12 protein-coding genes are annotated in these 14417 nt (G+C 39.9%); 1 reads left to right on the top strand and 11 read right to left on the bottom strand.

Annotation, left to right across the window (positions count from 1 at the left end; genetic code table 11):
• Window positions 1–75: 75 nt before the first annotated feature.
• Genes GSF08_RS04345 through GSF08_RS04335 form a run of 3 tightly spaced genes read right to left on the bottom strand, consistent with a single transcriptional unit; the run spans window position 76 to window position 3081 of the window.
• Window positions 76–1269, bottom strand: coding sequence for an ABC transporter permease subunit (locus tag GSF08_RS04345; protein WP_160624584.1), 1194 nt, complete (start codon window positions 1267–1269; stop codon window positions 76–78).
• On the bottom strand, window positions 1256–2170 hold the full coding sequence (locus tag GSF08_RS04340; protein ID WP_160624583.1) for an ABC transporter ATP-binding protein: 915 nt from the start codon (window positions 2168–2170) through the stop codon (window positions 1256–1258). Before GSF08_RS04340 ends, GSF08_RS04345 begins: the two co-directional genes overlap by 14 nt.
• The gene (locus GSF08_RS04335) at window positions 2167–3081 is read right to left on the bottom strand and encodes an ABC transporter ATP-binding protein (protein ID WP_160624582.1); all 915 of its coding nucleotides are present in this window, start codon (window positions 3079–3081) and stop codon (window positions 2167–2169) included. The genes GSF08_RS04340 and GSF08_RS04335 overlap by 4 nt, the downstream gene beginning before the upstream one ends.
• Window positions 3082–3317: 236 nt before the next feature.
• Between GSF08_RS04335 and GSF08_RS04330 the strand changes: the two genes are divergently transcribed.
• Window positions 3318–3905, top strand: coding sequence for a TetR/AcrR family transcriptional regulator (locus tag GSF08_RS04330; RefSeq protein WP_160624581.1), 588 nt, complete (start codon window positions 3318–3320; stop codon window positions 3903–3905).
• Window positions 3906–4278: 373 nt separating this feature from the next.
• Here the strand turns inward: GSF08_RS04330 and ilvA are convergent, their stop codons facing one another.
• From ilvA to GSF08_RS04290, 8 genes are all read right to left on the bottom strand, one after another.
• Window positions 4279–5505: a threonine ammonia-lyase gene (gene ilvA, locus GSF08_RS04325; RefSeq protein ID WP_160624580.1), complete on the bottom strand. Its 1227-nt coding sequence runs from the start codon at window positions 5503–5505 to the stop codon at window positions 4279–4281.
• 166 nt (window positions 5506–5671) lie between these two features.
• Window positions 5672–7366, bottom strand: a complete 1695-nt coding sequence (locus GSF08_RS04320; protein ID WP_160624579.1) for a phosphoenolpyruvate carboxykinase (ATP) — start codon at window positions 7364–7366, stop codon at window positions 5672–5674.
• A 210-nt stretch (window positions 7367–7576) separates the two neighbouring features.
• On the bottom strand, window positions 7577–8689 hold the full coding sequence (locus tag GSF08_RS04315) for an acyltransferase (protein ID WP_160624578.1): 1113 nt from the start codon (window positions 8687–8689) through the stop codon (window positions 7577–7579).
• A 263-nt stretch (window positions 8690–8952) separates the two neighbouring features.
• Window positions 8953–9747: an ABC transporter permease gene (locus GSF08_RS04310; protein ID WP_160624577.1), complete on the bottom strand. Its 795-nt coding sequence runs from the start codon at window positions 9745–9747 to the stop codon at window positions 8953–8955.
• Window positions 9744–10373, bottom strand: a complete 630-nt coding sequence (locus GSF08_RS04305; RefSeq protein WP_249805870.1) for an ABC transporter ATP-binding protein — start codon at window positions 10371–10373, stop codon at window positions 9744–9746. Before GSF08_RS04305 ends, GSF08_RS04310 begins: the two co-directional genes overlap by 4 nt.
• Window positions 10374–10438: 65 nt before the next feature.
• Entirely contained in the window at window positions 10439–12124 is a 1686-nt protein-coding gene (locus tag GSF08_RS04300; protein WP_160624575.1) for a proline--tRNA ligase, read from the bottom strand.
• Window positions 12111–13331, bottom strand: coding sequence for a peptidase U32 family protein (locus tag GSF08_RS04295; protein ID WP_160624574.1), 1221 nt, complete (start codon window positions 13329–13331; stop codon window positions 12111–12113). Before GSF08_RS04295 ends, GSF08_RS04300 begins: the two co-directional genes overlap by 14 nt.
• Window positions 13328–14233, bottom strand: a complete 906-nt coding sequence (locus tag GSF08_RS04290; RefSeq protein ID WP_160624573.1) for a peptidase U32 family protein — start codon at window positions 14231–14233, stop codon at window positions 13328–13330. Before GSF08_RS04290 ends, GSF08_RS04295 begins: the two co-directional genes overlap by 4 nt.
• Window positions 14234–14417 lie beyond the last annotated feature (184 nt).

Here is a 14417-nt window from a genome sequence, read left to right as displayed (position 1 = left end):
CGCAAGCCGTATTTTAATCAATATAGTAAAAAGGACATTGCATGTATTCATGAATGTCCTGATCATTGATTAACTTTATAACGGTAAATCCTTTTTTGAAAATTTAATCACACCTACGGTATAGCAAGCAGCTGCGATTCCCACCAAAATAAGCAGCTTCCAAGCAAACGTAAAATCAATACTTCCGGTACCTATGGTAGACAATGAATTCACATCATACAAACCAACCAAAGTCAGTTTGTTAAATATACTCAGCTCTGAAACCCCCATGCCGGTATTTACCATGTTCTCTGAACCAAACAAACCGATCATGGATGCAAGGAAAAACCAAACTGTCAGTCCGCCTCCAAAAGCCATAGATTTTTTACTTTGTGAGAACAGACAGCTTCCCATGTAGCATAATCCGCACACCGCTTCGACCAGAATATACATACCTCCAAACAACGCCAGCATTCCAGCCACGTTGACTTTGTCATAAAACAAGAAAGATGTTCCGATTCGTGTTGCGCATACGACGGAAAGAATCAGAAACGGAACAACGATTATAAATACTAATTGCGTTATCGCAACCGCAGAACGCTTAGTTGGGGTAGATAAAACATATGCCATAGAACCACGATCTACCTGATCTGCGATCAGCGAGTTTGCCAAAATAACAATAAGGATGAATATCGGCAGCAAACCCATCGCGGTGTAATACATTTGATTCATCATAGAAGCCGGATCCATTTCACTCATTTTCTCAACCATCTCTGATGATACCCCCATCATATCTAAGGTGATCGTAAGCATTCCTGAGGGTGTTAATGCTTTTTTATCAAACACCCCTTCCGATTCCTTCAATGCGTATGCATATTCAAATTGTTTTACATACTTATCAATACGAATCCCAGACTGTGACAGTCCATCTATAGAATCCTGAAAGCCTTTAACACTTAACTTCATATTTGTTTTTGCATTCATCATGGCAAAAGCTGTTTCATACGCGGCATCATTTTTTCCTGTTGCGAAATCCTGATAGGACAATTCCTGTTTTGTCATTGTATCATAGGTCGCAAGGGAACCAAGATAAGTATAAAAACTTTCTTGATATTCTGTAACATCAACATCAGATCTTTCCGTAGCCATCATGCTCATGGCATAATTCATAACATTAGCGAGCAGTACCATAATCATCATAATTGCAACACACAATATCCAGTTGGATTTTATCGTCTGCCTCATCAAAGGTTTTGAGAAGAAACGAGCGGTTTTTTTATTTTTCTCCATATTCTGTAAGTCCCTCCTTATATGCCATCATAAACTGTTCCTGCAGAGATCGGCGAATTTCCTGAAAATTTACAATTTTATAATTTTTAAGGGTCCGAAACAAGGTATCCAGCTGTTCAATATTACACCGAACAGCACAACTATTTCTTTCATCCTTTTCAATGATAAATTCCGTGTTTCCCGCAAATTGCTGCTTATCAGCTGCACGATCAAATTCGATGATAAAATTCTTAACCGCCGGATGACGCAAATCATGAAGCGATAACGTATCAATAATATGACCGTCCTTGATCATAGCAACCCGGTCACACACCGCTTCAATTTCTTCAAATATATGACTGGACATAAACACGGTATGTCCCTTTTGCTTTTCCTCCCGAATTAAATCCAAAAACGCTTCTCGCATTAATGGATCAAGACCGGTCGTCGGCTCATCTAATACAAGAATTTCTTTTTCTCCCATCAGCGCCGCAACAATAGCCGTTTTTTGTTTCATGCCTTTCGACATCCGCTTTAAATTTGCAGTTGGATCAAGCTGTAATACTTCAATCACATGATTCATGTATCGATAATCAGTAACTCCGAGATATTGTGCTTGCGTTTTCAGAAATTCAGTTCCTGTTCTCAACGAAGGAAAGGCAATTTCTCCTGGAACATAGCTGACATTTCTCATAATATCGGCTGAGCAATTCCATGAATCTAAACGATCTATCACTGAGGTTCCGCTATCTGGCTTAATAAATCCCATCATATTTCGGATGGTTGTTGTTTTACCAGATCCGTTTGTTCCGATAAAACCGAAAACCTCGCCTTTATGGACTTCTATATCAATATTAAAAATTCCGCGGCCTTGTCCATAATCCTTAGTAAGACCTTCTGTTTTTATAATCCGGTCATTCATTGTTTTACCCCCTCAAATTTTCTATCCTCGTGATAAAACTGCATAAAGTAATCTTCTAATGAGAAGGGGAATTCTGTAAAATCCTTGATATGAAACTGTGAGATATCTGTAATAAATGATGTGATCTCACTATTTTTAAGCTGTATTCTTGCACGTAATTTAGGCTTGTTGATTGAAGTGAACGTATAGTTATGTGAAGTGAATGCTTTCCATTGATTTTCATCCTCAAAGGTAACTCGGTAAATTTTATCACTTTCCTTTTTCAGTACTTCAGGATCAAATTCAGAAACTATTTTACCGTCACGGATAATCGCTATCCGATCACATAAGGCATCAACTTCATGAAAGATATGTGAAGACAGAAATATCGTTTTTCCCCGTTTTTTTTCTTCAAGAATATAATCTATGAATATTTCCTGCATGATGGGATCAAGTCCTGAAGTCGGCTCATCTAATATAAGAATTTTCGGATCATGCATAAATGCAGTAACAACTGCTAATTTACGTTTGGTTCCCAAGCTCATCTGTTTCAGCCCGATATCAGGATCAAGTTCAAACCGCTTCAGCAAACGATCCAAATACGTGACATCTGAGATACCTCGCATTTTCTTTTGCATATCTAAAAACTGTGCGCCTGTCATTCCCGTGGGAAAAGCAATTTCTCCCGGAAGGTAGCCAACCTCTCGCTGAAGCTCAGCGGAATATGTCCAACAATCTTTTCCATCTATAAGTGTCCTTCCAATCTGCGGTTTTGAAAACCCCATCAGATGACGAATGGTCGTACTTTTTCCGGCACCGTTTGGGCCGAGAAATCCATAGCATTGTCCTTTTTCTACCTGTGCCGATACATGAAAGACCCCTCTGCCATGACCATAGTCCTTCGTCAAATCATGAATTTCAATAACGGACATCTGCATCACTCCTTTTCGTTATTTATACAAGAAGATACTGCATGAATTGATTATGAAGAAAATAGTTTTCCTCATCAAGCAACAATTTTATCAATATCGTTACTTGATTCATGCAACAACAAGTTGTATGATGCGATTATAAATAACTTTGTATATTTCATCAAGCAACAATCTTATCCCGGTTGTTGCCCGATGTCATAAGATTTCTTTGTGAAGATGAAAAAGGAGCTCAAAGCATGAATAAACAACCGGAAGTAACAGCAGCAACAAGAAAAAAATTTATGGACGCATTTTGGATCATCTATAAAGAAAAAACGATTGATAAGATAACAATCGCTGAAATTACCAGAATGACAAACAATAATAGAGGTACTTTTTATCATTATTTTAAGGATGTATATGCCGTCCTTGAACAAATTGAAAAGGATCTTATTGATGAAGTGCATTCTGAAATATCTGAGGTATTGTGCAGGCAGTCTATTAAAAATGATTCTATTGACATAAACTTTTTATATTCTATTAGTATGCCAATCTTTAAGAAGCATGAGGATAAAATATTTACATTGCTTGGAAAAAACGGAGATCCGAATTTTACAAATGAATTCAAAGAAAACTTTCGTTCAACCATTATCCAGTTTTGGAATCTGAGTGATGATATTGAGCATTTGGATTATTTAATGGAATTCAGTTACTCATCAATGTTTGCGCTGATGGCAAAATGGTATGAAAATGGAAATGATCTAACCGACAGTGATTTTTTCAAAATGGCTCAGGGTTTGGTTGCGAACGGTTTGATAGGATACCTCAAGAAACAGCAAGTGTAAACGCAAGGATGAAGAATAGCCACATCTGTTTTTATATCGCACCAGTTGCTGAATCTCCATCAGATAAACTTAATTAGAGTAACTTAATCATCTTTCGTACTGCTTTTCAAAAAACAAAATCTACTATTCATTCATTGATTTGTGAGCATTTAAAAAGCATGTGTAAGCAAATTAAGTTCTTGTATCCAGTGTTTTAGATTTTGATTGGAATTTTTGTTATGGAGTAAAAGTGTATTATTTACAACACTTAAAAATGTAAATCATGTTAAACGGATTGATTTAATTTTATTCTTAACCAAACACTCATAAAACAAGACCGTTTTATCTAATATTACTGCCATTCTTTCATTTCATATCAAAAAGCAGCAGAATATTATCCTGCTGCTTCACTCCAGAAATCCTCTGAGGTTTCAATAAAATGCGGTTCATACCCTTCGCTTATAAGCGTATCCAGCACTTCTTTGATATGTTTCTTGTGGAATGTTTCAATGACCAGACCGACCCGACATTTACTGTATAAGGTTTGCTGATAAATACGATTATGATTCACGCTGACAATGTTGGCTCCGGTCGAGCTCACAACATGAATTACTTTTTCCAGGTTGCCCGGCTTATCCATGACCTCCAGACTGATCACCGCTTTGCGGCCAGTTGTCATGAGACCCAGCTCGATGATTTTTGATAAGAAGCTGACGTCAATATTGCCGCCGGATAAAACAGCAACACATTTTTTGCCCTCATCCTCGACCTTATGAAACATGGCTGCCGCTACCGCTGCCGCTCCGGCTCCTTCTGCCACCATTTTCATCTTCTCGGTCAGCGCCAGGATCGCCGCGGCAATTTCTTCATCACTTACCGTTACGATACCATCCAGATATTCTTTACAAATCGCAAAGGTCTTCTCACCCGGAGCTTTTACCGCAATTCCATCGGCGATCGTTGATACACTGTTCAAGGCAACCGGATGGCCGGCTTCCAAAGAGGCTTTCATGCTGGCAGCGGACTGTGCCTCTACGCCGATCACTTGACACTGCGGCCGTATGGATTTTATGGCATAGGCGATTCCGCTGATCAATCCACCGCCGCCAATCGGTACTAATACCATATCCACATCTTCCAATTTACGCAGAATTTCCAGCCCGATCGTTCCTTGACCGGCAATAATATAATCATCATCAAACGGTTCGATGAAAACCGCACCGGTTATCGTCTGTAAATTTTTAGCATATTCATAAGCATCATTAAAGGTATCACCCTGCAGTTCAACCTTTACTCCATAGCTGCGGGTCGCTTCAATTTTTGATAAGGGAGCCGTCTTGGGCATAACAATAGTACCCTGAATTCCCATTTCCCGGCAGGAATAGGCAACCCCCTGTGCGTGATTGCCGGCGCTCGCCGCAATTACCCCACGTGCTTTTTCATCCTTGTTCAATTTACTGATCCGGTAATAGGCACCGCGCAATTTAAACGCCCCGGTACTTTGAAGATTTTCCGCTTTGATCCATAAATTTTCATGAATTTTATCCGCTTTTACCAGCGGTGTGCGGGAAATTACATCAGTTAATACCTCCTGTGCCTTTTGAATCATCCTGATATCCATACTGCAACCTCCTCTATATCTTTATTCTACTGCATATAGATATACAAAGAAAGAACAAATTACCTATTTTGTCTATATTTATAAACAATATAGGATACAAAAAGGATTGACTTCAACTCAGAAATCAATCCTCAAAGTTTATAAAAATAAGCTATCGCTTAACCCTTCAGTCCTTTTCAATGAAATCAAGCAGATCCTGGGCAGCGACATGCAGACCTTCACGGTCTTCTTTATTAAATCCCAAGTGGGTGAAAATTTCTCCAACCAGGACATTGTTTTGCTTGAGCTTCGCAAACACCTCGTCGATGATCTTACCGCACTCCTTTTGTTTCTGCATCGGACCGAACGGATTTGCAAAGTACGTAGTCGAAATACCGACTTCCTGTGTGGTTCCGAGCGCCATGCGTTTACCTTCAATATAAATTGCTTTTGCTTCTTCAATATCCTCAATTTCTCGGATTCCGAGTTTATCATCATAATTATTCGCATAACAGAATAAATCAATTTTATGATTGGTCGCAACTACATCATATGGCGCTGCCGGGGTAATGACGCGGGCATTGGAGGAATCCGGATTCATGAAGATCGAACGATCCATGTCACGATATGGAGTTCCCGGATCCAGATCATCCAGACGGATAAATGCTCCGATCTCTGTTCCCTGGCCATATGGTACACCATCTTCGAGATGGATAGTTCCCATATCATCGAAGACAACTTCCATTTTGCGGATTTTATCGTTACCGAGCGCCCGCAGTGCTTCAATGGATTCAGACTTTCCGGCTCCGGAATCACCCATCAGCATGATTCCCTTTTTACGGCCGTTCTTCAGTGTAATGTTGACAAACGCACCATGGATCGGCAGCCAGCCCTTTTCCATCATCGCAAGGTTATGCAGGGTCAGTGACATTTTTTTCATATAACCGAAATATTCAATCCGCTCGTGATAGGACACACAGCCCACCCAAATATTCTCTTCAAGATCATGATGAAACGTGCATTCATTGCGTCCATCCTCATTACCGAACAACAAAACCAAATCCGGCTTGCGGCTGCAGTCCTCAGCCGAAGCCAGCTCAAACAAATTAGCCAAGGAAATACCGCTTGATAAAAAGTCACGATGCAGATAAATAAACGCCAGCAGGGTTCCGATCTTAGCCGGATAACAAAACCATGTATCCTTATCCCCGGTAAAAGTATGGATCGGATTATCCTCGCGCTCGACAAAAGAGCCGGTTCGCTTATTAGACTTCGGGTGCAAAATCAACGGTGTTCTTAACATTACCGATTCAATAAACGGTATCTTACGCAATGCGTCATATTTTTCACTCAATTTCGGTGTACGAACAGTTAAAGCAATCGAGGAATTGGTTCCGGCCTGCAGCTGACGGTATACGCTGTTTCCCTTCCCCTGAATCTTTTCTTCCAATTTACGGTAGATACTGCGAATCATATTATTGAAGCCGCTGTCCGCTTCAATATACGAAGATTCTTGAAATGCATTGCCTTTTCCCAAATTCATAATCGAAAAGCGCTGGTGCTGCTTCCAGAAATTATATAATTCTTCAACAAAGGAATAGAGCTTCATTTTATCGTGCAGATAGACATTATCAATCTCATCCAGATTCAGAACCATCAGCTGACGAAGCGTTTTACATATTTCAAAATTCGCCTCTCGCGGCGTCTTTCCGTTTAAAGCAAATCGATAAAGGTCTTCATCAAATTCTTTCAGGTAATCGATATAGACACGGACAAAGTTATGGAACGTAGGAGAATTTAAAAATTCATCATACGTACGGGAATAAGCCCGTGAAAAATTAATAATAGCTAAATTTTTATTTAAGTACAGCGTTTCTTTCATATTATGCACCCTCTCTTCATCAGTATATGTGCACATCGAAGAATGGTCCTCCCAGTTTCGATAACATATCCGTTACTTATTATACCTTATTTTCACTAAAACAAGATATAGAAACTTAAAAATATGTTCTTGTTTATATAATTTAGACATCAAAAAAATTGCCTTCTATTATCCTAACAATTATCTTTTGTATAAGAAACATTTTGAATTTCATTTGATGAAAGAAGTTAGAAAGGCATCCGCTTTTTTTTCAAGAAAAAGGGATAATCGATCTAAAAATTCCATAGTGTTTATATAAGACAAAAATTTATTTACTAGCCCGCTTATAAAACTACAAACTACAAAAATAGCAAAAATTATAAAGAGCATCCTAATCAAAAATATCGGAGTTGATATTCCCAAATATGTATAAACTTTTAAATGTCCCCATAATAATGATCTGACAAATGGATTATCATGAATCAAATAGACGCCGAATGTCGTTGCTGAAAATATATCAATAATTTTATTGCAGAATTTAGATTTGATTTTTATATTCAAAAATAACAGAAAAGCAAATACAGAAGCAAAAAATACAAAAATGGAATTATAAGAGTACATGACTTGTACATGCTGCAACAAGAATTCTGAATTGAGTTTATTAGCTATAAAATCCAATCCAAAAAAACTAATAGGAACCATGACAGCACAAATTCCATATAACAATACAACTTTATGGACATTCTTTATCACCCGCTTATATTTTTTAATATATGCAGCTACAATGTATAATACGATGAACCAAACAACTCCATTTCCGCCACCAAAATTTAAGCCTGTCGAATAGAAAAACAGCGTTGGCAATATAGAAAAAAGCGTCACAGACACACATATTAATAAAAAATGCTGCTTCTGTGTGAGATTCTTCAATAAAGTATTTATAAATGGAGATAAAATATACATCCCAACGTACATCGTCACAAACCAATACACATTAGAATTTGTAGGAAATACAGCTTTCAGTAAAGTAACCTTTGAAAAGGGGGTTCCTGATAGAAGACTTGTTATTAGATACAAACTAATCGAAAAGAAAAATACTTGTCCTAATAAAATTAATAACTTCTTAATTTTAAATTTGGAATCAATTAAAAAGTAACCGCTAATTAAAACATAGCAGTTTACTGATATAAAACATAAACCTTCAAGAATCCAACATACATAATATTGGATAGAATATGGTGAAACATTGACTAAAACTCCGCCATGACCTAAAAAATGCAATGAAATTATCATTATCATTGCAAAAATTCTTAATAACTCAATATTTCTTTCTCTTACTTTCATATTTCTTCTCTCTTTTTTTATAATAGTTAGACGATAATAAACATTCTATTAATATCTTTATATGTTATATAAAAGACGTTGTTTTTTTTATTTTTTTCTGAATTTAAAATCGTTTTAATTTTATACTTATTATCCACTTTTATATATGCAATGTCAATTTAAGTTAAATTATATAGAATACACATAGTATTCGTATCAAAAATCTTTATCTGCTTAAATTAATATACGATTACGAAACAGTTTGTACGACTAAAATTGTTTTATCATTCTTGTGATTGTGATTTCAATTGCTTTGATTTCGTGAAGAAGGTTCGATAACCTAAGATTACAAAGATCACAACGGTTAAAGTCGTACTTCCTAAGATTGCCAACATGATCCCAATCTGGTAACGAATTGCCGTAAGCGGTACGGTACCCGATAGAATTTGTCCAGTCATCATGCCAGGCAATGATACGATACCCATCGTCAACATATTATTCATTGTTGGTAAGATTGCACTGTCAAACGCATCATTGACGATCTGATGCACTGCATCATGTGGTTCTGCCCCCAGCATAAGAGAATTTTCAATACGCTCCCGTTGGGTTTTCATCTCCCAACAAAGCTTGTTCGCCCCAAGTGATATTCCAGTCATCGCATTACCGATGATCATACCGCTGATAGGAATGAAATATTGTGGATCAAACCATGGCTTCACCTGTAAAATCAACAAAATAAATAAGACGGCAATAATCAAAGATCCAGCGATTAAAGCAATGGCCATGATTTGCTTCAATTCTCTACCTAATGGTTCTTTTACTCGTTTCCAGGAATTGAATACGGCAAAAGAAACCATGACTAGAATCATCAATGAGGTGAGCCACCAGCTGGGATTGTGGAATACATACATCAAGATATATCCCATAAAGGTTAACTGCACCGTCATGCGGGTCGCTGCGATCAAAATTTGTTTTTCTCGACGTATTCCGCGCTTACGAAATACAATCAGCAGCAATAACACGAAAATATAAGCAATCGCCAACTGTAAGATGCTAAGATCCATTACATGATCCTTCATACGATTACCTCGCTGTTTCCTTTAGCAATGCGTATCTTATGTGCATCTAACAAATCTACCGCATGCATGGAATGGGTCACCATGATCATGCTTTTATTACGTTTTAACACAAAATTACTCAAACATTGAATTAGGAAAGCTTCACTTTCCTGATCCAATGCACTGCTTGGTTCATCCAATAAATAAACTTCGCCATCCATTAACATAATGCGTGCCAAACATAACCGCTGTTTCTCCCCACCGGACAAACCAGCACAGGAAGCATTCATCGGCTTGTCCAATTGCACTTGCTTTAAGACCTTTTTTAATTCTTGTTGACTCGCATCTGTACGATGTGAAAAACGCAAACCCATCTGTAAATTATCCTCCACAGATCCTTCATAAATAATCGGATTTTGTCCCAGCATAATCACCTCGCGGCGATGTGTAACACTATCAATTGTTTCCATGTTTTTCCCCTGATAATAAATCTTACCGCTATCAGGACTATATAATTTATTCAACAATTTCAACAATGTGGTTTTTCCCGCTCCCGACGCACCGATCAGACAGGTTATCCCTTCATTGATCGTAAGCTTCGGTATATCTAAAATATGCTTGAACTTTACATTCTCCAGCTGAAACATACTACCCCTCATTTCTTGCTTGTATTATAGCACATATAAAAAGCAGGAATCGCTCCTGCTATATCTTATGCTTGCTTTAAATACGCATACAGTTCTTCAACCGACATTTCCTGATTTTCATCTGCAGTACGTTCACGCACCTCGATGATACCTTCACCAGAGCGTTTACCGACGGTAATCCGAATTGGCAGTCCAATCAGCTCCATATCCTTAAATTTTACTCCCGGGCGTTCCTTGCGGTCATCCAGCAGTACATCGTAGCCCTGCTGTTTCAACTGGTTATACAGCTTCTCCGCAAGCTTCACCTGGGTCTCATCCTTGATATTCGCAACCACAATTCCCAAATCAAATGGCGCTACCGATTTCGGCCAGATAATGCCATGCTCATCGTTGTGCTGCTCCACAATCGCCGCCATACAGCGCTCACAGCCGATGCCATAGGAGCCCATGACAACCGGCTGCAGCTTATTGTCCGCATCCAGATATTCCAATCCCAGACTCTTGGCATACTTGGTGCCTAGTTTAAAGGTATTACCAACCTCGATACCTTTGGTGAAAACTAACGGCTTCCCGCAGACCGGACAGATATCACCTTCCTTGACACTAGCAATATCTGCGGTTTTATATACTTCAAAATCCTTGATATTCACATTTTTCAGATGGTGATCACTCTGGTTTGCACCGGTGATAAAGTTACGCATATTGACAATCTCCTGATCCATGATCACTGGAATAGAAAGTCCGATCGGACCAGCAAAGCCAACCTTTGCCTTGGTAACTGTTTCGACATCCTCAAAGTTTGCCAGCTCTATTTCATTCGCCTTCAAAAGCTTGAGTGCCTTGGTTTCATTCAGTTCTCGATTTCCCTTCAATAAAAACGCATAAAGCTTTCCGTCTACTCGATAGATCAGTGTCTTTACAAACTGATCGGCCTGACATCCAAAGAAAGCGGCTACCTCTTCAATTGTTTTGGCATTCGGCGTTGCCACTAACTCGATATCTTGATAAGGCTCTGTACTAGGTACGCTTTGATCGATTACTTCGGTAATTTCCAGATTACTGGAGAAGTCACAGTGTTCACAATTCACCACCACATCTTCACCAATTTCGCACAGCGCCTGAAATTCTTCGGATAACAGGCCGCCCATCGCTCCGGTATCAGCTTTAACGATCTTATAATTCAGATCCATCCGATCAAAGATTTTTTTATAGGCATTGAACATTTTCATATAGGATACATGCAATCCATCCAGATCAGTATCAAAGGAATATGAATCCTTCATGATAAACTCACGCACGCGGATTAACCCAAAGCGAGGTCTGGTTTCATCGCGATATTTTGTCTGAATCTGATAAAGGGTATATGGGAAATCCTTATAGGAACGTCCTTTCATCATTGCGGCCATCGTAAACAATTCCTCGTGGGTCGGACCTAATACATAATTTTTCTGAAAGCGATCCTTCAGCGCAAACATGTTGGAACCAAACGCTTCACGGCGGCCGGAGTTCTCATAGACCTCTTCCAATATCAAAGAAGGCATCAGCAGTTCCTGGGCGCCGGTATTATCCATTTCCTCACGGATGATTGTTTCAATCTTATGCAGCACCTTCATACCTAACGGCATGATCATATATACACCGGCGCTGCTTTTTTTGATCATACCGGCTCTGGCCAGCAGATTACCGCTGGTGGAATCCTCATCCTTGACATTCTCCCGCAATGTATAAAAATAGCTGTTACTTAATTTCATGATCGTTTCTCCTCTTTCGTATCATATCATGGCGGCTGACCGCAAACGGCAGCTCCATGTATAGTATCTGGGTCGGCTTATTCGCAACCTCAACAAGATTGCCCTCCTCGTCGTACAAATTCGTAATTTCAGCCGGCTCATTGGTCAGGGATGGTCCAAAGACCTCAATATTTTCACCCCTGCGGAAATGATTGCGCACTTCTACTTTTGCCAGACCGCGCTTTGGATCGTAGTCCCAGACATAGCCGATAAATTCCTGACCGACAACCGCACGATTATGATCATACAGATGACCGCTCACCTTCGGCATGCCTTCATAGAAGCCGCAGCTGGTGGGTCGATTTTCCGCCTTGGCAAATTCACTTCGATACCAATTCATGCGTTCTGCGCTGATCGCACCCTTATCATAATACTCATCAATAAACATCCGATAGGTCTTAACTAGAGTTGCGATGTAGTAGACCGATTTCATCCGTCCCTCAATTTTCAGCGATGCAATTCCGGCATCGATTAAATCCGGTATATAAGGCGCCGCCATTAAATCCTTGCTGGACATCGAAAACAAGTCTGCCGGATCGTGAAGCGCTTTGCCGGCATCATACAGCTCATACTGCCAGCGGCAGCTCTGGGCACAGCCGCCCCGATTGGCATCACGATTCGTCATATTATTAGACAAGGTGCAGCGGCCCGAATAAGAAATGCACATGCCGCCATGAATAAACACCTCTAAGGGCAGACTTGATTTTGACGCAGTTTCCTGAATTTGTGCCAGCGTCAGCTCACGTGCCAGCACGACCCGATCCATTCCCTGTTTCTGCCAATAGGCAACTGCTTTAGAATTGGTGGACGAATGCTGCGTACTGACATGCACCTCCAGTTTGGGAGCCAAGCGCTTCGCACATTTCGCAATATACGGAGAAGCCGCAATAACAGCGGTAACACCGACTCGCTCCAAATCCTTCAAATAAGCCTCAAGCCCTTCCAGATCATCCTCGTGCGGAAGCATATTTACCGTCACATGAATATGTGCGCCGTATTGTTTCGCAAACTTTACGCCTTCTGCAATATCCTCAATGTCGAAATTGCTCGCCCGAGAACGCAGGGAAAATTTTTTCCCGCCGATATATACTGCATCGGCACCATAGCGTACCGCAATTTTCAGCCGCTCTAAATCACCGGCCGGACTTAATAATTCAATCTTTTTCATAAACGCTCCTTATGCAGACCGGTGCGCTGGTATAAAAATCCGGTCGTTACATGATCGTCTGCATAACGCTTTTTATAATCGGCAAACACCTCGGCACCGTCTGCCTGATTGCTCAGCACAGCTCGATAAAGACGCAAAGCCTCACATACATACGCAAGATCATGAAAGATTCCGTCAATTCGAAAATAGGCAATGCCGGCATCTGCCAGCGTCTTGATTTCCGCAAATGCCGCTAGGGTAAAGCCGGTGAATACATGCGTTCCCAGTTCATCCTCCAAGATAGGAAAATGATCATCACGGGTCTCCTCGCGTAAATACAGCGTACGCTTTCCAAATACCGTATCCGCAGCATGGATGTGCTCCATATAGCTGCTTAACAGCCGCCGCTTGGAATGCATCATATTTTCCCGACCGTGAATGATCACTTCGATACGCGAGCCATCGGCATGCTTAGCGATCGCACACATTTCCGCCAGCGTAATTTCCTTTGCCAACGTAACCATCTTCAACCCTTCATCGAGATAATACTTGACATCACAGGAATTTGTCAGCAGCGTGTCCGGCTGATAGATCAATCGATCAGCCATATGCAGCGATTCTGCAATCTGTAAAACACCCTCATCACAAAAATAAATACCGTCTACCTGCAGTTCCTTTAAGTACTTCAAATAGTCAGTCAGACGATCCAGTTCCTCCTCCGTAAACATGCGGTTCACCAACACAAACATTAACAAGTTTAATTGCTTCGTTTCCTTGCGTAAAAGCTTCAGCTCATCGAAGGAAAATATCGCAGCCGCGCGAGCGGAAAAAAAAGGGGTACCGATGACTACACCGTCGGCGCCGGCTTCTTTTAACGGCTTGAGATCCTTTATGATATAAGGCGTTGTAATCAAATAACTCATGTACTCACCTCTTACTGTCTTTTAGTCTTTTCCTATTATAGTATAAAATCGCTGCTTTTAACAGTAAAACCTTTTGAGCCTTTTCAGAAAAGCCAAGGGGATCCTCCTATAAAAACTTCAGTTTATTACCTATCTCTCTTTTTTTCTTTTTATATTTTATATAATAAATGAATTCCGTTAAAAT

Origin of the sequence: Copranaerobaculum intestinale, from assembly GCF_009831105.1 — a bacterium.
Lineage (GTDB): Bacteria > Bacillota_I > Bacilli_A > Erysipelotrichales > Erysipelotrichaceae > Copranaerobaculum > Copranaerobaculum intestinale.
Note: the sequence above shows the minus strand (reverse complement) of the source record. Positions and strands in the feature narration are given on the sequence as shown.

Excerpts from the sequence above, each read along its gene's own strand:
- GSF08_RS04345 (WP_160624584.1), bottom strand. The coding sequence starts at position 1,269 with ATGGAGAAAAATAAAAAAACCGCTCGTTTCTTCTCAAAACCTTTGATG.
- GSF08_RS04340 (WP_160624583.1), bottom strand. The coding sequence starts at position 2,170 with ATGAATGACCGGATTATAAAAACAGAAGGTCTTACTAAGGATTATGGA.
- GSF08_RS04335 (WP_160624582.1), bottom strand. The coding sequence starts at position 3,081 with ATGTCCGTTATTGAAATTCATGATTTGACGAAGGACTATGGTCATGGC.
- GSF08_RS04330 (WP_160624581.1), top strand. The coding sequence starts at position 3,318 with ATGAATAAACAACCGGAAGTAACAGCAGCAACAAGAAAAAAATTTATG.
- ilvA (WP_160624580.1), bottom strand. The coding sequence starts at position 5,505 with ATGGATATCAGGATGATTCAAAAGGCACAGGAGGTATTAACTGATGTA.
- GSF08_RS04320 (WP_160624579.1), bottom strand. The coding sequence starts at position 7,366 with ATGAAAGAAACGCTGTACTTAAATAAAAATTTAGCTATTATTAATTTT.
- GSF08_RS04315 (WP_160624578.1), bottom strand. The coding sequence starts at position 8,689 with ATGAAAGTAAGAGAAAGAAATATTGAGTTATTAAGAATTTTTGCAATG.
- GSF08_RS04310 (WP_160624577.1), bottom strand. The coding sequence starts at position 9,747 with ATGAAGGATCATGTAATGGATCTTAGCATCTTACAGTTGGCGATTGCT.
- GSF08_RS04305 (WP_249805870.1), bottom strand. The coding sequence starts at position 10,373 with ATGTTTCAGCTGGAGAATGTAAAGTTCAAGCATATTTTAGATATACCG.
- GSF08_RS04300 (WP_160624575.1), bottom strand. The coding sequence starts at position 12,124 with ATGAAATTAAGTAACAGCTATTTTTATACATTGCGGGAGAATGTCAAG.
- GSF08_RS04295 (WP_160624574.1), bottom strand. The coding sequence starts at position 13,331 with ATGAAAAAGATTGAATTATTAAGTCCGGCCGGTGATTTAGAGCGGCTG.
- GSF08_RS04290 (WP_160624573.1), bottom strand. The coding sequence starts at position 14,233 with ATGAGTTATTTGATTACAACGCCTTATATCATAAAGGATCTCAAGCCG.